Annotated in this window: 23 protein-coding genes; 2 read left to right on the plus strand and 21 right to left on the minus strand. The window is 59.9% G+C overall.

Annotation, left to right across the window (positions count from 1 at the left end; translation table 11 throughout):
* Window positions 1-6 precede the first annotated feature (6 nt).
* Both prmC and AB7828_RS18610 read left to right on the plus strand, forming a co-directional pair.
* Window positions 7-882, plus strand: a complete 876-nt coding sequence (gene prmC, locus AB7828_RS18605; protein WP_441232266.1) for a peptide chain release factor N(5)-glutamine methyltransferase — start codon at window positions 7-9, stop codon at window positions 880-882.
* 478 nt (window positions 883-1,360) lie between these two features.
* Window positions 1,361-2,152, plus strand: a complete 792-nt coding sequence (locus tag AB7828_RS18610) for a DUF4167 domain-containing protein (RefSeq protein ID WP_441230848.1) — start codon at window positions 1,361-1,363, stop codon at window positions 2,150-2,152.
* A gap of 56 nt (window positions 2,153-2,208) precedes the next feature.
* Here AB7828_RS18610 and AB7828_RS18615 read toward each other — a convergent pair whose 3' ends face one another.
* The 21 genes from AB7828_RS18615 to AB7828_RS18715 form a co-directional block, all read right to left on the minus strand.
* Entirely contained in the window at window positions 2,209-3,339 is a 1,131-nt protein-coding gene (locus tag AB7828_RS18615) for a hypothetical protein (RefSeq protein ID WP_441232267.1), read from the minus strand.
* A 242-nt stretch (window positions 3,340-3,581) separates the two neighbouring features.
* On the minus strand, window positions 3,582-4,211 hold the full coding sequence (locus AB7828_RS18620) for an NUDIX hydrolase (RefSeq protein WP_441230849.1): 630 nt from the start codon (window positions 4,209-4,211) through the stop codon (window positions 3,582-3,584).
* A gap of 55 nt (window positions 4,212-4,266) precedes the next feature.
* The gene (locus AB7828_RS18625) at window positions 4,267-5,934 is read right to left on the minus strand and encodes a methyl-accepting chemotaxis protein (protein WP_439059976.1); all 1,668 of its coding nucleotides are present in this window, start codon (window positions 5,932-5,934) and stop codon (window positions 4,267-4,269) included.
* Window positions 5,935-6,048: 114 nt separating this feature from the next.
* Window positions 6,049-6,432, minus strand: a complete 384-nt coding sequence (locus AB7828_RS18630; RefSeq protein ID WP_441230850.1) for a ribbon-helix-helix domain-containing protein — start codon at window positions 6,430-6,432, stop codon at window positions 6,049-6,051.
* 52 nt (window positions 6,433-6,484) lie between these two features.
* Entirely contained in the window at window positions 6,485-8,143 is a 1,659-nt protein-coding gene (locus tag AB7828_RS18635) for a TadG family pilus assembly protein (RefSeq protein ID WP_309942433.1), read from the minus strand.
* A 12-nt stretch (window positions 8,144-8,155) separates the two neighbouring features.
* Complete coding sequence (locus AB7828_RS18640; RefSeq protein ID WP_439078540.1) at window positions 8,156-8,590, minus strand: TadE/TadG family type IV pilus assembly protein; 435 nt, start codon at window positions 8,588-8,590, stop codon at window positions 8,156-8,158.
* Between the two features lie 154 nt (window positions 8,591-8,744).
* Window positions 8,745-9,608 (minus strand): LysR family transcriptional regulator, encoded by an 864-nt coding sequence (locus AB7828_RS18645; RefSeq protein ID WP_441230851.1) that lies wholly within the window; start codon window positions 9,606-9,608, stop codon window positions 8,745-8,747.
* Window positions 9,609-9,995: 387 nt separating this feature from the next.
* On the minus strand, window positions 9,996-10,346 hold the full coding sequence (locus tag AB7828_RS18650; protein ID WP_093758154.1) for a VanZ family protein: 351 nt from the start codon (window positions 10,344-10,346) through the stop codon (window positions 9,996-9,998).
* Between the two features lie 116 nt (window positions 10,347-10,462).
* Window positions 10,463-11,101, minus strand: coding sequence for a flavin reductase family protein (locus AB7828_RS18655; RefSeq protein WP_120287366.1), 639 nt, complete (start codon window positions 11,099-11,101; stop codon window positions 10,463-10,465).
* A gap of 48 nt (window positions 11,102-11,149) precedes the next feature.
* On the minus strand, window positions 11,150-12,139 hold the full coding sequence (locus tag AB7828_RS18660; RefSeq protein WP_441230852.1) for an amidohydrolase family protein: 990 nt from the start codon (window positions 12,137-12,139) through the stop codon (window positions 11,150-11,152).
* Between the two features lie 16 nt (window positions 12,140-12,155).
* Window positions 12,156-13,469 (minus strand): amidase, encoded by a 1,314-nt coding sequence (locus AB7828_RS18665; protein WP_441230853.1) that lies wholly within the window; start codon window positions 13,467-13,469, stop codon window positions 12,156-12,158.
* Between the two features lie 71 nt (window positions 13,470-13,540).
* Window positions 13,541-13,735, minus strand: coding sequence for a hypothetical protein (locus AB7828_RS18670; protein WP_441230854.1), 195 nt, complete (start codon window positions 13,733-13,735; stop codon window positions 13,541-13,543).
* A 7-nt stretch (window positions 13,736-13,742) separates the two neighbouring features.
* Entirely contained in the window at window positions 13,743-14,447 is a 705-nt protein-coding gene (locus AB7828_RS18675) for an ABC transporter ATP-binding protein (protein ID WP_184512192.1), read from the minus strand.
* Window positions 14,440-15,195, minus strand: a complete 756-nt coding sequence (locus AB7828_RS18680; protein ID WP_441230855.1) for an ABC transporter ATP-binding protein — start codon at window positions 15,193-15,195, stop codon at window positions 14,440-14,442. Before AB7828_RS18680 ends, AB7828_RS18675 begins: the two co-directional genes overlap by 8 nt.
* Before the next feature lie 62 nt (window positions 15,196-15,257).
* Complete coding sequence (locus AB7828_RS18685) at window positions 15,258-16,517, minus strand: ABC transporter substrate-binding protein (RefSeq protein WP_089267737.1); 1,260 nt, start codon at window positions 16,515-16,517, stop codon at window positions 15,258-15,260.
* Window positions 16,518-16,562: 45 nt separating this feature from the next.
* Window positions 16,563-17,525, minus strand: a complete 963-nt coding sequence (locus AB7828_RS18690; RefSeq protein ID WP_089267738.1) for a branched-chain amino acid ABC transporter permease — start codon at window positions 17,523-17,525, stop codon at window positions 16,563-16,565.
* A complete protein-coding gene (locus AB7828_RS18695; RefSeq protein ID WP_068729440.1) occupies window positions 17,522-18,373 on the minus strand; it encodes a branched-chain amino acid ABC transporter permease in 852 nt (283 codons plus the stop codon). Before AB7828_RS18695 ends, AB7828_RS18690 begins: the two co-directional genes overlap by 4 nt.
* Before the next feature lie 19 nt (window positions 18,374-18,392).
* Window positions 18,393-19,277 carry a polysaccharide deacetylase family protein gene (locus tag AB7828_RS18700; protein ID WP_439078546.1) on the minus strand — a complete coding sequence of 295 codons (885 nt, stop codon included), beginning with the start codon at window positions 19,275-19,277 and terminating at the stop codon, window positions 18,393-18,395.
* 2 nt (window positions 19,278-19,279) lie between these two features.
* Complete coding sequence (locus AB7828_RS18705; RefSeq protein ID WP_338117588.1) at window positions 19,280-19,987, minus strand: fumarylacetoacetate hydrolase family protein; 708 nt, start codon at window positions 19,985-19,987, stop codon at window positions 19,280-19,282.
* The gene (locus AB7828_RS18710; protein ID WP_441230856.1) at window positions 19,984-20,868 is read right to left on the minus strand and encodes a polysaccharide deacetylase family protein; all 885 of its coding nucleotides are present in this window, start codon (window positions 20,866-20,868) and stop codon (window positions 19,984-19,986) included. Before AB7828_RS18710 ends, AB7828_RS18705 begins: the two co-directional genes overlap by 4 nt.
* Before the next feature lie 37 nt (window positions 20,869-20,905).
* A complete protein-coding gene (locus AB7828_RS18715) occupies window positions 20,906-21,553 on the minus strand; it encodes a cysteine hydrolase family protein (RefSeq protein WP_089267740.1) in 648 nt (215 codons plus the stop codon).
* Window position 21,554: the final 1 nt, after the last annotated feature.

The following is a 21,554-nucleotide window of genomic DNA, read 5'->3' on the forward strand; positions in this document are numbered from 1 at the left end:
GGCGACATGTTCGCCGGACAGAGCGTCGAGGACGCACGACGCTCATTGACCAATCTGCTCCGCACCCACAGCATCGATTCCGCTGAACTCGACGCGCGCTTGCTGACAGGCGACGCGCTCGGACTCGATCTGACCGGGTTGATCTCGGCTGCGAATCGCATCTTGACGTCCAATGAAGCGGCCCAACTTGCCCGCTTCGCACAGCGCCGCATCGATGGCGAACCCGTGGCCCGTGTCCTAGGCACGAAAGAATTCTGGGGCCTGCCGCTGCAGCTATCGCCCGACACGCTGGTGCCCCGTCCCGATACGGAAACCCTCGTCGAGGCGGCGCTCGAACTTCTCGATGCGGCTGGTCCGCGCGACCGTCCGCTTGTGATCGCCGATCTCGGCACAGGCTCCGGCGCAATCCTGCTGGCGCTGCTTTCGGAGTTAACCAACGCCACCGGCATTGCGACCGACATCAATCTCGACGCCCTGCGAACGGCTCGCTCCAACGCTGCGCAACTCGGCTTGATCGAGCGCGCCCATTTCGCTGTCTGCGACTATGCCTCAGCCCTGGCCGGCGGCTTCGACCTGATCGTCTCCAATCCGCCCTATATTCCCTCGGCCGACATTGCCGACCTCGACATCGAGGTGCGCGACCACGACCCGCTCCGCGCCTTGGATGGTGGAAAAGACGGACTAAATGCCTATCGAACCATCGCCCCCGAAGCCGCCCGGTTGCTGGTGCCCGGCGGCCTCCTGGTGGTCGAGGTGGGCCACGACCAAAGCGACGATGTCGCCGGTCTGATGACGGTGTCCGGGTTAACCCTGCCGGGGCCGGCCAAAGCCGATCTGGGCGGCATTCGCAGGGCGGTATCGGGACAAAAAAAGCCCCGATAAAGCCTTCTTGCGACAGAAAAAACCACTTGGAATATCCCCGGGGAGCGACTACCTTCCTGTCACAACATCGGTTCAGGGTTGGCTCGCCCCGTAGATTTACGGCAGGAAGCCAGAATTCTCGCTAGAGAGCCCGTCCGGGTGAAAGGTTCCAACAGGCAGGTTTGGTTGAGCGCGATGGCTGAGAGAGCTGCGCTGCTCGCGACCGCAAAGCGAACGAAAGCCTGATATTGCGCTTTAAACTTCACGCACAGAAGCCTGACCTTGTTTCGGCAGGTGGGTGATTTGGTCCGGCTGGCATGGTCAGCGGGCGGTTGGGGAACGCGTCTTTGTTGAACGCGAATGACGGCAAGATCGATGCAGCAAAGGTCTGCACGACGATTCGGGCGCTTCACGCGTCCGCATCCCGCAATGTGCTGCGGCAATCATCTCTTTGAAACATAGCTCTGTGACACTCTGGATCGATAACTGAAGGCGACACATGCGAAACGGTCAGAACAACAACAACAAGCGGATGCGGAACAACAACAACAACCGCAACAACAATAATAATAACAACAATAACAATCGGCGCGGCCAGAACCCGATGACCCGGGTCTTCGAATCGAATGGCCCCGACATCAAGATCCGCGGTACCGCCTCCCACGTCGCAGAGAAATACGTCCAGCTCGCCCGCGATGCGCGCAGCTCCGGCGATCCCGTTGCTGCCGAGAACTACTATCAGCACGCCGAGCACTATTTCCGCCTGATCGCCGCCGCGCAGGAGCAGTTCCGGCAGAATCAGCCGCAACCGCGCACCGAAAACGAGATGCCGCCTGAGGACAACGATGACGAGAGCGAGAGCTACTCGAACTTCGGTGCCGAGCCCGGTTTCGTGCCGGTACAACAGCAGCCCTTTGCGCAGCGCGAGCAGCCTCCGCAGCGTGAGGGTGGTCAGCCCTATCAGCAGCGCGGCGAACAGCCCTATCAGCCCCGCGAGAACAATAATCGCGAACACCGTCAGCAGAATCAGCCGCAGGGCCAGCCGCAATATCAGCCGCAACCGCAGCCGATGATGCCGGTCGGCGATGGTGTCGATCGTCTGCCTTCTTTCATCACGGGTGGTGCGCAGCCTCAGCCGGGTGCTGCTCCAGGCGGCTTCGAACAGAATGCTGGTGGAGAGCGCTTCCCGCCGCGTCGTCGCCGCCGTCCGCACGGTCCTCGCCCCGACGTTGCTGCAGCTGGCGCGCCGGCAGAAGCACCAAGCGACGATTTCAATCCGGGCAACTCATAAGCCCAGCCGCTCTCCGGCGAGAGAGCGCACATCACGAGGCTTAGATTGGCCGTGGCTCAAAAAGCTGCGGCCAATTCTTTTGCGCCTGGCAGATTGCTGTTGCTGTCCATCCGCGCATTGGTAACTGCGAGTAGCTTGGCCACGGTATTGTGGCGGATCGCCACCGGATTGCGCTCATAGCCGCCGCGCTGGAAGAAATTCGCCGTCGGCACCTGTTCGCGCATCGCCTGCGGCATGGTCACCATATCGAAACCGTTGCCATCGCCAGTGAGGTTCATCATCTCCAGTTCGGCCGCGCTGAGCGGGCGATCAAACCCGCGGGCGCGGGCAAAATTCACTGACGTCAGTAGTTTGTGGACCTGCAATTGCGGGCCGATATCCATGTCCAGCACCAGCGCGTGCATGGCCCAGCCCTGCGGGGTCGTGCCAAGCTTCTCAAGAGCGCTCCAGTTTTGCGGAACAGTGCGCACAGTCGCCTGCATGCGCTTGAAGACCGCAATCTTGTGATCCATCGCCTTACGCTGCGGGCCCGAGAGCACCGATGCCTTCTCGGTCAGAACTTTCAAAATCTGAGGCCCCTGTTCGGCAACGAGCGTCGTCGTATTGGCTGTGAGCAGCTGATTGTAGCCGATAGCAGTGGAGATCGCGCGAGACCCCGGACGTGACGGGTTCAGGCCCGACTGCATGTCATGGCCGCCATTGCCACCGGTCTCGAAGGAATAGACGCGTACCGCAATGTCGCGTGTCAGCCCGGCCTGCAGGGCGGCACGAGCATAAGCGCGCTTGAACTCCATCTCATTGGCAGGCCGCTGCGGCACGAACTGAAATTGCTCCCTCGCCGCCGCGAGGAAATCCGCCACCACCGGAAGATCCTTGCGGACGCGCGGATCCTCGGGCTCCGGATTCACCGGACGTTTTGGTCCTTCATAAAGCGGCGCCTGTTCCAGCACGTAGTCATTCAGCGTGATCTGCTGGCGGTCGCGGCGCTTGGCATTGCGGATTTTTCGCTTCTCAGAGATTGCATCCCAATAGGCACCGGCCTCCTGATCAAAGGCCGCGCGCGCTTCCTGATATTCCGCAAGCTTGCGTCGGTATTCTGCGACGGCCTGCGGCGAGGCGCCCTGCGCCATCGCATTGGCAACGCCTGCCGGTAATTGGGCGGAATCCAGCGCATAACCGACCGGCATGAACAAAAATACCGCGAGCGGGACAGTGGCAGTAAAGGTGCGAATCAAATGAGACATGGGACCTGTCGAGATGTCAGCCGGCATAGCCGGCCATGCAGAGGAATGAGGCGGGACGCCGCCCCGCGCCCGTCCCAGGCGGGTCAAACATACCCCGCTTAAAATGACGTTGGATGAGTTTGGTGAACAATGTCTTTCCAAGGCCGGACGCTGCCTGCGCTGACACGTCGCGCCGGGAAGCAGAATCACTTCCAGGCGAAGACCGGCTGCTCCAGCTCGGCCACACGGGTGATGCGACCCGCAAGAACTTCGCTGAACTGATAGATCAGCGCGGCGGTTGGCGCGTGAATAAAGTGGCCGAAATGGCTGTAGCGGATCAGGCGCCGGTCGCTCTCGGGAATGGCAACGAAACCGAACGCCTGCGGCCGCGCGAGCTGCGACAGCGCAATGCGGTGAACCGAGGCGACCTCATCGGGGTTCGGCATCAATTGAACGCTGTCTTGCGCCCACATGACGACAGGCGTGATCAGATAGCCGGAGCGGGTCGGGTAATCATCGAGGACACCGATGACATCGTCCCGCGTGAGCTGCAGACCGAGCTCTTCATGCAACTCGCGGATTGCCGCCTGCACGGGTGTCTCGCCGGGATCGCAGCGACCGCCAGGAGGTGCCCATTGATTACTGTGAGCGCGCAGACCGGACGCGCGTAACGTCAGCAACAGCGAGGTCTCCAATTCGGTCGCCGCTTCAACCATCACCAGGGCCACCGCCGCACGCTTCAGCCCCGAAGCGTACTGGCCCTCGCCGATCCGCGTGAATGCGGCCAGGCGATTCTCGATCATTGTTCGGGTGGCGGCATTGAACGGCAGGATCATCCGCGATTGATAGCACAGTCACGGATGATCCAACAAAGCCGATAAATTCAGCGCATCAGGCCAGTTCAGATGCCGCGCGCTGCATGTTGTCCGACATATCACTGGTCACAGTGCTCTGCTCTTCGACGGCCGCTGCCGTCGAAGTCACGAACTCGTTAACATGTTCGATTGCCTGCTTGATAGAAACCAGCGCGCCAACCACGTCACCGGAGATACCGTTCAGGGCCTCGATCTCGCTGCTTATCTTGTCGGTCGCCTGCTTGGCCTGGTTGGCCAAATTCTTGACCTCCGCCGCCACCACCGCAAAGCCCCGCCCCGCCTCACCGGCGCGAGCCGATTCGATGGTCGCATTGAGGGCGAGCAGATTGATCTGGCCGGTGATGTCGCCGATGAGCCCAACGATGCCTCCCATGGCATGTGCAGCCGAGGTGAGCCGCTGCGCCTGGATGTCCGCCGTCTCCACCTGTTGCACCGCGGACTCTGCCGTCTGCCGGGACTTCACCATCGTCTCGGAGATTTCGCGGATCGATGCATTCATCTCTTCGCTGCCGGCAGCGACCGACTCGATCAAGGAACGAGCGCGCTCCGCTTTCAAGCGTGCCATGGCCTGCGCCGTAATATCGGCAGCGTATTTGACCACTTTGAACGGCCTGCCGTTGAGATCGAAAATCGGATTGTAGGATGCCTGGATCCAGATCTCCCGCCCCCCCTTTCCGATGCGTCTGTATTCCGCGGCCTGATAGGTCCCGCGATTAAGGCTCGCCCAGAATTCCACATAGGCCGCGCCAGATCGCTCTATCGGATCGACAAACATGCTGTGATGCCGGTCCCGGATTTCGTCGATCGTGTAACCGACCGTATCAAGGAAATTCTGGTTTGCCGTCAGGATGGTGCCATCCATGCGAAACTCGATGACCGCCTGCGACTTGCGAATAGCCGCCATCTGGCCGTTGCTATCAGCGGCCAGCAACTTTTGTTGGGTCACGTCGGTCGCGAATTTCACAACCTTGAACGGCTTGCCGGCATCATTGAGAATCGGATTATAGGTCGCGAGAATCCAGATTTCCTTGCCACCCTTGCCGACGCGCTTGTATTCGGCCGCCTGATATTCACCCCGGCCGAGCCGCGCCCAGAAGTCCCGGTAGGCTGCGCCATCGCGTTCACCGGCTTCCACGAACATGCTGTGATGCCGCCCCTGTATTTCGGACAGCGCGTAACCAAGCGTGTTCAGAAAATTCTCGTTTGCGGTAATGATAGTTCCGTCAAGATTGAATTCGATGACCGCCTGCGCACGGCTGATCGCGATCACTTTTCCGGAGGCTTCGAGGCTTTCGAGTTTCTGCGCCGTGATATCTGTAGCGAATTTGATGACTTTGAACGGCTTACCACTCTTGTCCATGATCGGGTTATAGGAGGCCTCGATCCAGATCTCCCTGCCGCCTTTGGCGACCCGCTTGAACTGCCCTGCCTGAAATTCACCCCTGTTAAGGTTACCCCAGAACTCCCGATAGGCGACACTCTCGTGTACGGCAGGCTCCACAAATATACTGTGGTGCTTGCCCTTGATCTCATCGAGCGTGTAGCCGAGCGCCTTGAGAAAATTCTCATTCGCTTTGATGATCGTGCCATCGAGATTGAATTCTATGATGGCCTGGGAGCGACTGATGGCGGTCGCTTGCGCCAACGCATTCTGCAAATCGGTCTTGCTCTGTCGGTTAAACATCTGTCGCTCCGTGGCCAAAACGGCCGTTGTCGTAAAATAGTCGACGAACGACGTCGCGCGGCACTGCGCGTCGTTTTCTCAAATCAAATAAACTGGAAGGTTCGAGCAGCTGACCTAGTCGACCAGCTGCTGATTCTGTGATCCCTCACGCCCCCAATAGGCCGCTACCTTTTCAGCCAGCTGGTTGTGGTTGTCATGGAGCTTGGCATTGCTGCTCGCCGCCGGTTGATCGGCCGCACCGGCTGTCAAGCTGCGTGCAGCAATCTGCTGAAAATACTCGAGCACAGCGATACGCAGGTTGGATGATAGATTTGGTGTTTCGCGCTTGCGCTCAATCTTCTCGATATAGTGCTCGATAGTGGTATTCTCCATGCGAACGATCGCTTGCAGGCTGGCCCAGAAGCTGTCTTCCAAGCTGACGCTAGTGCGTTTTTTCGAGACGACAACCGAGCGCTTGCGATTAACGTTGGGGCGGTTCATTGCGGCTTCGTATCCCATTTTATCAGTCCTCTTCTGTTAAAGCTGGCATTGAAGTTCACGCGTTACTGATTCAGTTCACTAACACTGCGCCGTCACAGCGAATGCCGGATACCCACACATCGGCCTGTCCAATTCCGACGCCGAGACTTGCCAACGTTGCCGCCAGCAATTGATCGATTGAACTGGTTGCCCCGCTGATGATGCTGGTGACGAGTCCACCAAGACCCGGGATCGCCAAACCCAGTCCAAGAACACTGATGTTGAGGTCGCCAAGCAGACTGCCCGTCAGGGACGACGTGAAGTTTGTCGTGTTTACGGTCTTCTTCGTCTGCGACGTGATATCCGAATAGCTGAAATTGACGCTGACCGGCGTGGTGTTGCCCATGCCCGCATGGGCCTTTGCCGTCACAATTGGAATACCCAGGAGATTCACAAGCGGTGCCGGCCCTGGATTCGGCTTGGTCGCAACATTGTTGAGGTCGGCTACAGTGACGTTACCTATCCATGCATCGACAATGCCCGGCGTAACGCCAAGCGTGACGCTCGATGTATTGACGTTGGGATAGCCGCAACTGACCTTGTTCAGCGTCGCTGTGCCCGACGCGACCTCTACATAAACCGGTAGATTGACCAATGACGCCGAACCACTTCCGATCAACTGGATGGATAGCAGCACACGTGTCTGAGCTGTATGAACACTGACGCCCTGCGTGCCCACGGCAATCCAGCCGGATCCCTGTGGCCGTGCGCCAATGGTCGCCGTCAGTGACGCGCTGGCAATGCCAGGCAGACCTAAATTGACGGATGTGGCGATCTGGTTGGTGCCGTTAGCGATTCCAGCTGTTGCCTGTAGCAAATCGTAAAGCGAGATGCTCACACCGTTTTTCGGCTTGACGCCCACAATCAGGTTCGCGTAGGGGCCCGCATCGATCAGCTTGCCAGGCGCAATCTTGGTCGTCACGGATGCCGAAGCCTGCGATATCGTCGAGAGTGCGGTGGTCGCGGTGCCGCTGCCATTGGTAGCCTGCTGCGCGCTCAGCGCTGCGGCAAGAACGTCGCCGATCTTGACGTTCGAATTCAACAGCGTGTCATAAGTCACACCGGTCAGACCGACGCGCGTCGCCAGCGCCGAGAGGAAGGTGAAAGCATCGATGCGCGCGCCAAGAAGCGCATTGTAGTCCATGACTGACAGCGACAGGGTCGTGCCCAGCATTGATCCGAGAACACTATTCAACAAGCCGCCATTTAACGATGCCAATCGCGAACCGATCGAGAATGACGCGATAGCCGTCGTTGTTGCGGTCGCCGTTGTCTTGATGGTGAAATTGTTGCTGCCGGTAAAGAAATGGCTGAAGTAGAGGGGCGTCGCCGTCTGAAGACTGACCCGCGCCGCATTGGCTGTTCCAGTCGCTGGCGTGACAAAGCGGCTTTGCGTAGCGACGGCGGAATTGGCTGTGTAAGTTCCGAGTTCTACACCGACCAGAGCGCTGGCTGGATAGTTATTGCTGGTGACCGCCGCCTTTGCTGCGTTTGTCGCATTGCTTAAGTTGCTGGCCGCAACGATCGCGGCGAGATCCGTGGCAGCTTGCGTCTTGCGACGATCGGCGGCAATGGTCCCAATATCGACACCCAGTGCAGCACAACAAACGGCCAGGATCATGCCGCCCGCAGACATGATGGCAATATTTCCGCGCTGGTCGGTGCGAAACCTCTTGAGAAGTGCGCGCATCGGTTCCATCGCTCAAAACCCTCCGTAGGGAATGGCGGCAGATCGCGAGACTTGCGATGGAGGCATCGGCACGAAAGGAAGTGAATAGATGAACATGGTCGACGCGTCGTAGTTGACCGTGACCACGAAGACGTTTGCGTTCGACGACGATGTCGCCGCATTGACGCTCAGCTTTGACGCATTGATCAGCGGATAAGTCGCGGCATTCGACGTGACATAGGTCGATGCAATCGAGCCACGTTCGGTCTCGGTCAGCCCGGCGACAGAGGAACGTGCTGCCTCGGCAGCAAGCTGCTGAACACCGTGAACGACTGCAAAATATGACCCAAAGACGACGATGCCGAAAACGATCGACAGAAAGACGGGAAGCAGCATCGCGAATTCGACTGCGGAAGAACCGCGTCGACACGATAGGAGTTTTTTCATGCCGGCATCGAATCTCAACATGCGCTGAGCTTCGCAAGACCGCGTGAAAACTACCTATACAACTTCTGCTACCACTTGGTGGGATCGATCATCTCCAATGCCTGCATTGTGTTGGATGATGGCATTGGATTTGATGAGGTGATCATGTTTTCTGATACGCGCGCTGATGAGAGAACTATATACCGAAGAATTTAACGTGTAGTTCCTCTATTAGAATGCTGTGTTTCTTGCGAATACCCTCGCGCGCGCATAGCACGAGTTTGGGTATCGCCAGCTTTGGAAGATAATACTCATTGGCCGCCAAGAGCGACGCCGGGATCAGAGCCGTTGGCAGCAGGGTCAAACCGATGCCCGCCTTCGCAGCCTCGATCCGTGCATGATAGTCCGGGCTGGAAAATGCGATACGATAGATCATTCCCTTGCGCTCAAGCGCCTGAACCATGACGTTATGCACGATCTGCCCCGGCCAGGTCAGCAACGGAATGGGCGCGCCAGGACTTAACGTAAAATCCCTGGATCGAACCCAAGTCAATTCATCGTCGCGTTGCGCGATGACATCGATGGCCGCATCCCCGGGCATATCGGAGATACTGAGGAACACGCCGACATCGACGTAGCCGTCGAGCATGCTTTTCGCGATCTCGGCCGAATTATCTGAATAGATGCAGACATTGCTCATCGCCGCCTTGCTCATCCCTTCCATTGCGCGTTGCGAATAGAAATTGGTCAGACCAAGCCGGATGGTCTGATCTTCGAGCGAAGCGCCACGCAGCAAGAGCAACTGGTCGTTCGCCTCCAAAATCTTCCTGGCCTGGATCAGAACGAGCTTTCCGAGTTCTGTCGTCGATGAGCCGTTGGCAGACTTCTGGAAGATACTGCCGCCGACCGCGTGCTCAATGCGCTTGATCTGCGAGCTGATGGCCGGCTGGCTCAAGCCGAGCAGCTTCGCGGCCTTGGTGATGCTGCCGGCTTCGGAGATACCGACAACCGATCGCATGATTTCGGTCGGGATGCTCGAATGCTGGTACCGCCGATGCATAATACGTTGTCCTTTGAGATCGACGTCTTCTCCACGCAACGGAATTGTCCGCTTCGAGACGTCACACCAAAGTCATCGGCCATCTACATCAATCTGGCCGAAACGTTTCTTAGGCTCGTCCAAATTGTAGACGCCACGGCATACACCTTCCTTCCAGTTGTATCGGTGTCTTTTTACACATGCCAAGTACTTTCACGAGGAGGCATGTGTGATTTCTGCATTAGCAATCTCAAAGAGGGGGCGCGGGTAGAACGCTACCGTGATTACACGTATTTTTTTAAAGCCGCGAAATGTAAAGCATCGGGATAGCACTTCACAGGCTGGAACTCAGCAACCGCGATTCGCGGAAAAAGCTGACGTACCTCAGTGAGGTAGTTCAGCTCATTCTCAACCTAAGGTGATAAATCGCTTTAAAGTCTGATGGAGCGCGAGCGATATCCCGATGCCGGTGACGCCACCTGCAAGTTTGACCAGCGCATCCCGCACCTCGCCGTGCCGGTCCGGCGTCAGATGTTGCAGCACCTCCAGCCCGACTGCCGCCCCCCCAACGAGCGTCAGAACAAGCCAGAGATGGCGGGGATAGGCGAGACCGAACAAAAGGCCCACGAGTGCGAATGCGCCGAAGCGCTCAAGGCTGACGCCGCCAAAATGCGGCCGCAGCCCGATCGGTGACAGAGTCGCAAAAGCAATCAATGCAAGTGTAGTCCACGCGACAACAATGACGGTTTTCCGATACATCCAGCAGTCATATCCCATGCAACCGCAGGAGCGGCAATTTCTCACCTTTGACGGTTAATCGAACGCGCAGAGAACTACCACCGGCATTCCGACGCACTCCGCGGACAAAACCTCCCTCAGCGGGGGTTGCGGAGTTGCCAAGTGTCTAAACTGTCAGGTTTGATCTCGAACCGATCTTGCATCCGTGCATACATGGTTCCCGCGATGCGTGCGACCGGAAGATAGTGATCATAGTCCGTACGCAAGGTGACGGGGTCGACAACACCATCGCGAACCTGAATGCCCAGGACCTCTCCGACCAGTAGGTCGCGTTCTGCGCCAAAGTTCATCATTGTCACTTTTCGGCATTCCAGTGCCGCAGGCGCCTTCGCCAAATGCGGCACCGGCACATTGATGCCAGCCGTCATTGGGAGCTGCAGGGCATCCAGTTCACCGATGTCAGATGGAAAGCTGATCGAACAATCGACCATATCGTTGGCAAGGGCCTCATCCACCATATTGATAACAAACAACCCATTGGCGCGCACATTGCGGGTCGTGTCCTTGACCGACAGATCGGGCCTGGCCTGCAGGCCGACCACCACCAGCGGCGGTTTCTCGGAGAACACATTGAAGAACGAGAACGGCGCTGCATTGACCACGCCAGCCTCGGAAATGGTTGTGATCAACGCAATCGGTCGCGGGACAACAAGACCACAAAGCAACTTGTAGCGCTCCGGCGCGCTAAGCTTGGCGAAATCAAAGTGGATCGTCATCGCAGGTTTTGCCTCTTGTGCCGCACCTTGCCGCAACGAGGCAGGAGCTTATCCGATCTTGAACAGCCGGCTCGCATTACCGAACAGGACTTTCTGACGATCAGTGTCCGATAGCTTGGCCTTGTTGACCAGCCCTACCGGATCGGGGTCCCCCATGTCGAACGGGTAGTCCGAGCCCATCATAACGCGATCGAGGCCCACCGTCTTGATCAGGTTGTCGATCAGCTCCGCAGAGAAAACGCAGGTGTCAAACCAGAGCCGCTTGAGATAGGTCGACGGCGCATCTGCCGTGAGCCGGCGTACTTCCGGACGCACCTTCCAGGCGTGATCCAGTCGGGCTGCGTAGAATGGGTAGAAACCACCGCCATGAGCGATAACCACGTCGAGATCCGGATGCCGGTCTAGAATGCCACCCATGATGAAGTGGGCGATCGCAATGGTCTCCTCGATGGGCTGGCCGACGCTGTTGACCATGAAGAAATCGCCGAGCCGCTGGCCATGGGAGAAACCTAGGGGATGCACGAACAGCGGTATGCGCAGATTGGCAAGCCGCGCATAGAGTGGATCGAAGGCGGCATGGGACAGTTCGAGGTTTTCGACGCGGGTATCGATCTGGAAGCCGCGCAGGCCGAGTTGCTCGACTGCATGAACCGCCTCCTCCACCGCACGCCCGGGAAACCGCATCGGCAGCGTACCCATCCCCGCGAAATGTGCAGGATCCTGCGCCACGAGCGCGGCAATGTCTTCGTTCTGCACGCGCGACAGCGCACATTGCAAATCTTCGTCGGCCCAGTAGTTCTGTTGCGCCGGTGCCGGCGCGATCACCTGAAAGTCGACGCCCATCTTCGCCATCATCTCGCGGCGCTTGGCGATGTCGAGCATCAGGCCCGGAAGCAGCTTGCCCTGCTCTGCATCAGTTTCGCGGCTCGCCGGCGACATGTCGCGCCGATAGGGATTGTCCATCGGGTCGTAATGTCCGGCCACCAACGGCTCGACGCGCTTGCTGAGTCCATGGGTGTGCATGTCGATGATGGGCATTCGAAATCTCTTCTTCTTAGTTTAGTTCGGCACTGGCGGGGACACGCTGATGCCAGTCTGTCGCGCCCTGATAGGCGTGAGCGGCGCGCAGGATATCGGCCTCGGCATAGGGGCGGCCGACCAGCTGGAACGCGATCGGCAGACCTGCCGCATCGAAGCCGCACGGCACTGACGCTCCGGGGAGACCGAGATAATTGATGCCGCGGGTGCAATGTGTGAGCTGGCCGATCACAGCAGCGACGTCGGCGGGATTGCCTTCGGTGGTCGCCGCGATGGTCGGTACCGGAATCGAGATCGCCGGCAGAAGCGCGAGATCGGCGGATCCGATGCAGGACGCGATCCATTGCTGGGTGATCTGCACACGCAGCGACAGCGCTTCCACATAACGGGTCGCCGGATAGAGCAGGCCGGGCTCGATGCGCGAGCGCACCTGATCGGCATAATCCTGCGGTCGCTCGATCAGCCAGCGGCGATGGATCGTCGCAGCCTCAACGCTCATGACGATCTGCATCAGCGCGTTGATCAAGGCCATGTCCGGCGGCGAGGTCTCGACGACGGTGGCGCCGAGCAACCGCAACACCTTCACAGCTTCGTCCAGCGCAGTCGCCACATCCGAATGCATGAGCTCGCGGTAGTATCCACCGGGAATTGCGATGCGCATCCCGGTCACACCCGTATCGAGCGTCGTTTCATAGTCGCGATCCGCGATCACCGACAGCAGTCGCGCGGCATCTCGTGCGGTGCGGGCCAGAGGTCCCGTGCAATCTAGTGAGGCAGATAGCGGCATCACACCATCAGTCGGAACCAGTCCCCAGGTCGGCTTCAACCCGATCAGGCCGCACATCGCGCCGGGATGGCGTAGTGAACCGCCAGTATCCGTCCCGAGCGAGCCGGTCACGAGGCGCGCGGCGACGGCAACGCCGGAACCGGAGGACGAGCCGCCCGGCACATGCGCCGGATTCCACGGGTTGCGCGCATGCCCCAACGATTCGTTATAGCCCGTCGGACTCATGGCGAATTCAGCCAGTTGCAGCCGGCCGAGATCGAGCGCGCCGGCGGCATCGAGCCGGGCAATCACCGTGGCTGTCACGTCAGCGCGAAAGTCAGCCCGGATTTTCGAGCCGCCACCGGACAGATCACCGACACGGTAGAAGAGGTCTTTATGTGCAAGGGGCACGCCATGCAGTACCGGCAATGCCCCCCCCGATGCGCGCAACTTGTCGGCGGCTTCGGCCGCATCCAGCGCCCGTTCGTCGTCAAGCCGCACCACCGCATTCAATTTGCGGCCGATCAGATCGAGCCGTTCCAGCGCCACCGTTGTCGCCTTCACGGACGTGACTCCGCCTTTAGCAACTGCATCCGCGAGAGCGCAGAGATCAAGGGCTGCGATTGCGCTCTGCATCAGCGCTTGTCCATGCCAGCGAGCCACGCCTGATAGGCGTAGGGCGTCGAATCGAACGCCATGTCTTGTACAGCCGCAGTCGCGACGCGCGTGTTGTTTTCCACGACCAGCCCCGTCATGCGCGGTGTGCGTTCAGCGGCGCCGGGCGCCTTGTTCAATTCGGCGGCTACTTGGCGCAACAGGTCTTCGCTCATGATCACCTCAATGCACGCCGAGGCGCTGGAACAGCACATCAGTCTGCTGGTTCATTTCCTGCGACGTGCCGTGATGCACGATCTGCCCGGTTTCCATAATGTAGACGCGATCGGCGACGGCCAGCGCGCTGTAGAGATTCTGCTCGACCAGCAAGATCGACAACCCTTCCTTTTTAAGATCGAGAATGATGCTCTCGAGGTGCTGCACCATCACCGGCGCGAGACCTTCGGACGGCTCGTCCATCAGGATCAATTCGGGATCGATCATCAGCGCACGGCCCACAGCCAGCATGCCGCGCTCACCGCCAGACAACTGGCCACCGCGGTGATAGCGACGCTCAGCAAGCCGCGGAAAAATGCCGAATACGCGATCGAGCGTCCAGCCATCCTTGGCACGCGCGCTCTTTAGCATGGTCAGATGCTCGGTCACCGTCAGCGACGGAAACAGCCGGCGGCCCTGTGGCACAATGGCGATCTTCCGATTGGCGATGTCATGAGGACGCAGCCCAATGAGGCTCTCGTCGCGCCAGGTGATCGTGCCCGAGCGCACCTGTGGCGGCGTCAGACCCATTATGGAACGAATGAAAGTGGTCTTGCCCATACCATTGCGGCCGAGCAGCGCGACGATCTCACCGGGACGCACCTCGAGCGAGGCGCCGCGCACCACAACCGCGTCGCCGTAACCGCTGTGCAGATCCTTGACCTCAAGCATGACGCGGCTTCCCGAGATAGACTTCCTGAACCTGCTTGTTGCGGCGGATGCCTTCCGGCGGCTCCTCCACCAGCACGCGGCCTTCGAACATGCAGGTGACGTAGTCGACCAGACCGAGCGCCAGATCCATGTCGTGTTCGATCAGGATCACGGTGATTGCCGGGTCGAGCGAGCGGATCACGTCGGCAATCATCGAGCGCTCCGACGGCGACAGGCCGGCCGCGGGCTCATCCAGCAGCAACATGGTCGGCGTCGTCACCAGCGCAATCGCGATTTCGAGCTGACGCTGCTCGCCATAGGACATTTCCTTGACGATGATGTCCGCGCGTTCGGCGATCCGTGCGGCATTCAGCGCGGCCGCGATACGTGTAGCCTCGCTATCGTCCGGATCGGGCGAACCGAACAGCGAAAACTTCTTCGGCTTCAATCCGCGCAGCGCCAGCATCATGTTGTCTTGCACGCTCAGCGTGGGGAACAGATTGGTGATCTGGAAGGTGCGCGAGATGCCGAGCTGCGCACGCCGGTGTGGCGGCAGTCTGGACACATCATGCCCGTTGAATTTGATCTTGCCGGAGGTCGGCGGATGCGCGCCGGCGATGGCATTGAACAATGTGGTCTTGCCGGCGCCATTGGGGCCGATGATGGCGCGGCGCTGGCCCCGCGGCACAATCAGGCTGACGCCATCGACCGCCCGCAAGGCATCGAAGGCCACGACCACATCTGTCAGCGTCAGGATCGATTCGGACACGAATAATTCCCAGTGAACGAGACGCGGCGATACGGCCGCGCCTCGATGTCAGCAATATTGAATCAGGTCTTCTTGATGCCCTGGAAGGTCCGCGAGTAAGGCGGCTGCTTCAGATAGGTCGCCGGATCGTACTTCCAGAATTGCGAGACATTCGGATAGGTCTCGATCGGCACGTTCCAGTATTTGCCATCGGCGCGCTTGACGACCTTGCGAATGTAGACGTCGTAGATCGGGTTGCCGTAGTCGTCGAACTTCACGGTCTTGCCGAGCGGCGAATTGTCGAGCTCGGTCTTCAGTACCGTATCGATAAAGGTTTCGCGGTCCTCGACCTTGCCGCCCATCTTCTTCAGCGCGGCATCGATCCACATCATGCCGGAATACATCGAGAAACCGTAGAGCGACGGGATCTTGCCGTACTTCGCCTCATAATCCTTCTCGAACTTTGCCGTGGTCGGGACGTCCGAACCTTCGGCGAAATGTGCCGCTGCGATGATGCCTTCGCATTCGGGGCCCATGGTGCGGATCACCGACTGGTCGGTGCCGTTCATCGCCATCAACAGCGGCGTCTTTTCCTTCAGGCCGAAGGACGCGTATTGCTGGATCAGACGAGTCGAGTCCGCGCCGGTCTCCATCGCGAAGATCGCGTCGACCTTGAGATCGGCGAGCTGGCCGAGATAGGGGCTGAAGTCGGCGGTGTTCAGCGGATGCCAGAACTGCTGCACGATCTGCCCGCCACCTTCAGTGAAGACCTGGGCGAGACCGCCGCACTGTTCGTGGCCGAAGGTGTAATCCTGGCTGATGGTGGCGATCTTCTTGTAACCCTGCTTCAGGGCCCAATCGCCGAACGGATGGGTGAAGGCGCTGGCTGAATAGCCGGCGACGCGGATTACGTTCTTGATGCGGGCGCGCTGGGTGAGATCGTCAGCCGCGATAATCGGAATGAAGTAGGGCGTTCCGGTGCCCTTGACGTAGTTGGCGACAGCAAGGCCGGTATTGGCGAGCAGGTTGCCGATCAGCATATGGCAATTGCCCTGCTCGACCAGGCGGCGCGCTTTCTGCAGAGCAGTGTCGGGATTCGACGCATCGTCCTCGATCACCAGCTCGACCTTGCGGCCGCCCATCTCGTTCTTTACCTGATCGAGATAGAACTGCACGCCCTCGACCATTTCCTTGCCGCCCGACGCGACAACGCCGGTCAGCGGCGCCAACAGACCGATCTTGATCGGGCCGGCCTGGGCCTGTGCGGAGCGCCACGGAGCGACGCCGACGCCCGCGGCAGCGACGGCCGCCGTAGTGTTCTTGAGAAATTGCCTGCGATCCATCTCGAAGTCCTTTCGTGAGCAACCCGATTGAAACGTGAAACCGACTTATCGCACCTTGCGCGAGGTGATCGCGCGCAGCTTGCCTATGATGCCCTCGGGGGCGAAGATCATGATGAGAACGAATGTGATGCCGAGAACCATCAGCCAGCGTTCGGTGTAAGAGCTGACGATGTTTTCCAGCACGATGATCGCCGCTGCCCCGACAAAGGCGCCGAACAACGTGCCGACACCGCCGGCGATCATCATCAACACGCCTTCCACCGATTGCGCGAGCGCGACGGTCGAAGGGCTGACGAAATTGTTGAACATCGCGTAGAGGCCCCCGGCGATACCGGCGAAGATGCCGGACACCGTGAAACCGATGAACAGATGCAGTGGCACATTGTAGCCGAGGCTGCGCATGCGGCTTTCACTGTCTCGGATGCCGCGCAGCGTCAGGCCGAACGGAGATCGCACGAACCGCCACATGGCAAAAGATACAATGACGGCGCCGGCCAGCACCGCCCAATAGAACGCGCTGTGGCTCATCAGGGCTGCCGGCCGCACATCGGCGCGCATGCCGTTCTCGCCCCCGGTGACCTGCGTCCAGCGCAAGCAGACGCCCCACACGATCATGCCGAGCGCCAGCGTCAGCAGCAGGAAGTAGACGCCGGAGGTGCGGACTGCGAGCAGCGCAAATACCGAGGCCACCGCGGTGGCCGCCAGCACACCGAGCGCGAAGCCCGCCCAGGGCGACAGACCGGCCTGGCCGGTCGCATAAACGACGACATAGGTCGAGACACCGAAGATGGCACCATGCCCGAGGGAAGTCCGGCCGGCAAAGCCGGCGAGAATGTCGATCGACATGGCAAGGACTCCGAAGATCAACACTTCGGTGGCGAGGCCGACCTGATAGCTCGACAGCACCATCGGCAGGCAGGCCGCGACGATCACCACCAGCGCGGCGATGACGAGCGCACGGCTAGTCATGCCGGCGAGAACTGACGTTTTGGATACGGGCTGCGTCATGTGGCACGTCCGAACAGGCCGAGCGGACGGAATGCGAGCAACACCGCCATCGGGCCGAAGATCACGAAATAAGCGAGTTCGGGGAACATCACCTGGCCGAGCGTATTCAGGAGCCCGACCAGCAGGCTACCGACACCGACGCCGACGAGGCTGCCACGCCCACCGATGATGACGACGGCGAGACTAAAGGTGAGGATTTCCGCGTCCGCCGACGGATAGAGCGACAGGAACGCGCCTCCCATCAGGCCACCAAGGCCGGCCAGCGCCGAACCGAACAGGAAGGTGAAGAGGAAGACACGGCGGATATTCACGCCGGAGGCTTCCACCATCTCGGCATCGTCGACGCCGGCACGGATCAGCGCGCCGAGCCTTGTATGATTGAGCAGCACCCACAGGCCGATGAAGACGAAGATGCCCATGCCCAGCACAAACAACCGGTAGATCGGATAGAAGGTGCCGAACACCCGCGTGCCGCCGCGCAACATCTCCGGGATCGGCACAGTGAAGCTGTCGCCGCCCCAGATCACCAGCGCGAGATCGTTGAGGAAAAAGGCGACGCCGAGGGTCAGCAGCACCTGCCGCAGCTCATTGCCACGTACAAAGCGCAGCAATCCCTGATCGAGCACGAAGCCGATGGCCGCAATCGCAGCCATGGCGCCTATACCGCCGAGCACAAAGCTGCCGGTCTTCACCGCAACGCTATAGCCGATATAGCCGCCGAACAGATACAGCGCGCCATGCGCGAGATTGACGATGCGCAGCAGGCCGAAGATCAGCGTGAAGCCGCTTGCCACGACGAACAGCAACGCGGCGAAAGTCAGGCCGTTGAGGAGTTGAAAGAGACTCATGCCCTGCTGCTTGCCTGATCTATGCTTCTGGCGCTTTCGGTCCGACCGAAAGATACCAATCGAGAATCTGTTCGCCGGTCATGAAAGCCACGTCGGATTTCTTCTGGATGGTCTCGAAGATCCGGCGGAAGTGCTTCAGGCGATGCGGCGCGCCCATGATGTAGGGATGCACAACCAATGCCATGACACGGGCCGAATTCTCGGAATCCGCGTAAATCTGCTCGAACTGGTCGATGGCCCGGTCGTAATATTCCGACGCCTTGTGATGCTGGATCAGCATCATCGCGACGTCATTGCATTCCTGCGTATAGGGCACGTTGACGATCGGCGTCGTCGTGGTCCTGAGCCACACCGGCTGATCGTCGAGCACCCAGTCGGCGACGTAGTCATAGCCTTCCTGTTTCAGCAGATCCGGCGTTTCCCAAGTCTCGGTCAGACCGGGCCCGAGCCAGCCGCGCGGCCGCTTGCCGGTGGCCTTCTCGATCACGTCGGCAGTCTTGCGGATATCCTCGCGTTCGTTCTCAACCTTCTGCATATTGCGCTGGGTGAAACCGTGACCCATGAATTCCCAGTTGCGCGCTTTGGCTGCCTCGACGATGGGCGGGTAAGCGGCGATTGCCGAGCCATTGATCGCCAGCGCGGCGGGGAGCTTGTAGTCGTCGAACACCTTCAGCATGCGCCAGAAGCCGACACGATTGCCGTATTCGTGCCAGGCCCAGTTCGGAACGTCCGGCGACGGCGAGCCGCCGGCCGGCGGTGTCAGCACCGTACGCGGCATCGGCTGCTTGGCGTCCCATTCCTCCACATTGACGATGATCCACACTGCCATGCGCTTCCCATTCGGCAGCTTCAGTGGTGGACGAGCGTCAATCGGCGAGTAGGAAATGCGTTCGGTCGGCAACATGATCAGGTCTCCGGCTCAACGATGGTAATGCCGAGCGACGGCAGGCCTTCGATCCGCGCGTCGATAACGTCGCCCGGAACGACGGGACCCACGCCGGCAGGCGTGCCCGTATAGATGAGATCGCCCGGCTCGAGCTTCATCTGCTTCGAGAGCTGCGCCACGATCTCCGGCACGCTCCAGATCATCTGGCCGATATCGCCGCGCTGCTTCTCGACGCCGTTCACCGACAGCGTGATCGCGCAATTGTTGAAATGCCGGGCATCGCGTGCCGGCGCAATTTCGCCGCAAGGCGCGGACGCGTCGAAGCTTTTGCCCATTTCCCAAGGCAGTCGCATATCGCGGGCATCGCGCTGGCGGTCGCGACGGGTGAGATCGATGCCGACGGCATAACCCCAGATATAATCGAGCGCATCCTCCACCGCGATATCGCGGCCGCCGCGTCCGATCGCCAGCACCAGCTCAACCTCGAACTGGAAGTCCTCGGTGAAAGCCGGATAAGGCACGCGCGCGCCGTCCGGCACCACGCTGTCGCGCGGCTTCTGGAAGAAGAACGGCGGATCGCGCTCGTCGGCTTCCTTCATCTCGCGGATGTGGTCGAGATAGTTGCGCCCCACGCAATAGACGCGGCGTACAGGGAAAAAACCGCCCCCCACGACCGGCACGCCGGTGACGGGAATTGCTGGCAGCATCTGCTGGGACGTCACACTCACTTCGCCACCTGGGTATTGTGCCAATCGAGGATCTGGGCGCCATTCCAATGCACCACGCCTTCGAACTGGTTGACGTAATCATAGATCGCTTCGAGATACTTGATGCGGAACGGCTGACCCGAAATATACGGATGGATCGCGATCGACATGATCTTCGGCCGCTCCGCGCTCTCCGCATAGAGGCGATCGAACTGGTCCTTGGCGCGATTCAGGAGCTGCGTGCTCTCGTGATGTTGCACCATCATCATCGGGATGTCGTTCATCTCCACCGTGTAAGGCAGCGTTGTGAGCGGCCCCTTCTCGGTACGGATCACGGTCGGTTCGTCGTCATAGACCCAGTCACCGATATATTTCACGCCGGCTTCGGCGAGGAATTCCGGGGTCTGCAGCGTCTGCGTAAGACCCGGCCCGAGCCAGCCCACCGGGCGCTTGCCGGTGAAGTTCTCGATCACATCCATCGAGCGGTTGATCATCGCTTTCTGGTCGGCCTCCTTGTGGATGGGCCCCTGCTCATAGGCATGGCCCATGAACTCCCAGCCGGCGTCCTTCGCCTGCTGGGCGACGCGTGGATAGTCCTCGCAGACGCGCGCATTGATCGACAGCGTGGGCTTGATGCCGAGCTTCTTGTAGAGATCGAAGAAACGCCAGACACCGACACGCATGCCGTATTCGTGCCAGCCCCAATTGGCGACATCGGGCAGCAGCGGAATGCCGGTCGGCGCCGGCAGCACCTGACGCGCCATCGGCTTGGCAATATCCCAGACCTCGAGATTGACGATGGTCCAGATGATCATGCGGGCATTGCCCGGCAGCTTCAGCTTGGGACGATCGACGATGGCGGAATAGTCGCAACGCTCGCGCGGCTGCATGGGACCGGTCATGGCTGGATGCCCTTCGAAAGTGGGAAGTTGTATGGGATCATGCGGCGCGTCCTGCACCCTTGAGGCCATCGAGCTGCATCACGGCATCGGTATCCATCACGAAACCGAAGGCGGTGCGGATGCAGGCGAGGCCGGCGGCGTGCAACTCCGGCCCGTCCATGCTGTCGACGCAATCCTCGACGACGATCACCGAGTAGTCCCGCACATTGGCAGCCGTCGTCGTCGCCAGCACACAGGAATTGGTGTTTACGCCGGTGACGAGCAGCGTGTTGATGCCGTGCGAACGCAACACGAAATCGAGATCGGTGCCCAAGAAGCAATCGTAGCGCTTCTTGGTGTTGACGATGAAGTCGCTGGGGTCCAGCAGCTCCGGCATCACGGTGCAGCCGGGGCCGCCCATGATATTGTGCCGCATCACATTCTTGCGCGTTGCTTTTGGATCCTCGGCGCGGGTCCGCCAGAACGGATTGGCGCGGATCTCGGCCTCGTCGCGATAGGACGTGACCTGGTGGATCACGGGAATGCCGACACTACGGCACCAGTCGAACAGCCGCTTATTGGCAGCGATCACCGTCTTCGCGACATCCGGCGTGGTCGGCATGGTCGCCACCGACATGTCCAGATGACCGCGATGCAGGTCGATCGCGACAACGGCAGCCTTGATCTGATCGACACCAAAATTCATG

It is taken from the genome of Tardiphaga sp. 215_C5_N2_1 (genome assembly GCF_052076055.1).
GTDB lineage: Bacteria > Pseudomonadota > Alphaproteobacteria > Rhizobiales > Xanthobacteraceae > Tardiphaga > Tardiphaga robiniae.

Bases quoted from the DNA above. Each gene is read 5' to 3' on its own strand.
- prmC (WP_441232266.1), top strand. From the start codon at position 7: ATGTTCGCCGGACAGAGCGTCGAGGACGCACGACGCTCATTGACCAAT.
- AB7828_RS18610 (WP_441230848.1), top strand. From the start codon at position 1,361: ATGCGAAACGGTCAGAACAACAACAACAAGCGGATGCGGAACAACAAC.
- AB7828_RS18615 (WP_441232267.1), bottom strand. From the start codon at position 3,339: ATGCCGGTCGGTTATGCGCTGGATTCCGCCCAATTACCGGCAGGCGTT.
- AB7828_RS18620 (WP_441230849.1), bottom strand. From the start codon at position 4,211: ATGATCCTGCCGTTCAATGCCGCCACCCGAACAATGATCGAGAATCGC.
- AB7828_RS18625 (WP_439059976.1), bottom strand. From the start codon at position 5,934: ATGTTTAACCGACAGAGCAAGACCGATTTGCAGAATGCGTTGGCGCAA.
- AB7828_RS18630 (WP_441230850.1), bottom strand. From the start codon at position 6,432: ATGGGATACGAAGCCGCAATGAACCGCCCCAACGTTAATCGCAAGCGC.
- AB7828_RS18635 (WP_309942433.1), bottom strand. From the start codon at position 8,143: ATGCGCGCACTTCTCAAGAGGTTTCGCACCGACCAGCGCGGAAATATT.
- AB7828_RS18640 (WP_439078540.1), bottom strand. From the start codon at position 8,590: ATGTTGAGATTCGATGCCGGCATGAAAAAACTCCTATCGTGTCGACGC.
- AB7828_RS18645 (WP_441230851.1), bottom strand. From the start codon at position 9,608: ATGCATCGGCGGTACCAGCATTCGAGCATCCCGACCGAAATCATGCGA.
- AB7828_RS18650 (WP_093758154.1), bottom strand. From the start codon at position 10,346: ATGTATCGGAAAACCGTCATTGTTGTCGCGTGGACTACACTTGCATTG.
- AB7828_RS18655 (WP_120287366.1), bottom strand. From the start codon at position 11,101: ATGACGATCCACTTTGATTTCGCCAAGCTTAGCGCGCCGGAGCGCTAC.
- AB7828_RS18660 (WP_441230852.1), bottom strand. From the start codon at position 12,139: ATGCCCATCATCGACATGCACACCCATGGACTCAGCAAGCGCGTCGAG.
- AB7828_RS18670 (WP_441230854.1), bottom strand. From the start codon at position 13,735: ATGAGCGAAGACCTGTTGCGCCAAGTAGCCGCCGAATTGAACAAGGCG.
- AB7828_RS18675 (WP_184512192.1), bottom strand. From the start codon at position 14,447: ATGCTTGAGGTCAAGGATCTGCACAGCGGTTACGGCGACGCGGTTGTG.
- AB7828_RS18685 (WP_089267737.1), bottom strand. From the start codon at position 16,517: ATGGATCGCAGGCAATTTCTCAAGAACACTACGGCGGCCGTCGCTGCC.
- AB7828_RS18690 (WP_089267738.1), bottom strand. From the start codon at position 17,525: ATGACGCAGCCCGTATCCAAAACGTCAGTTCTCGCCGGCATGACTAGC.
- AB7828_RS18695 (WP_068729440.1), bottom strand. From the start codon at position 18,373: ATGAGTCTCTTTCAACTCCTCAACGGCCTGACTTTCGCCGCGTTGCTG.
- AB7828_RS18700 (WP_439078546.1), bottom strand. From the start codon at position 19,277: ATGTTGCCGACCGAACGCATTTCCTACTCGCCGATTGACGCTCGTCCA.
- AB7828_RS18710 (WP_441230856.1), bottom strand. From the start codon at position 20,868: ATGACCGGTCCCATGCAGCCGCGCGAGCGTTGCGACTATTCCGCCATC.
- AB7828_RS18715 (WP_089267740.1), bottom strand. From the start codon at position 21,553: ATGAATTTTGGTGTCGATCAGATCAAGGCTGCCGTTGTCGCGATCGAC.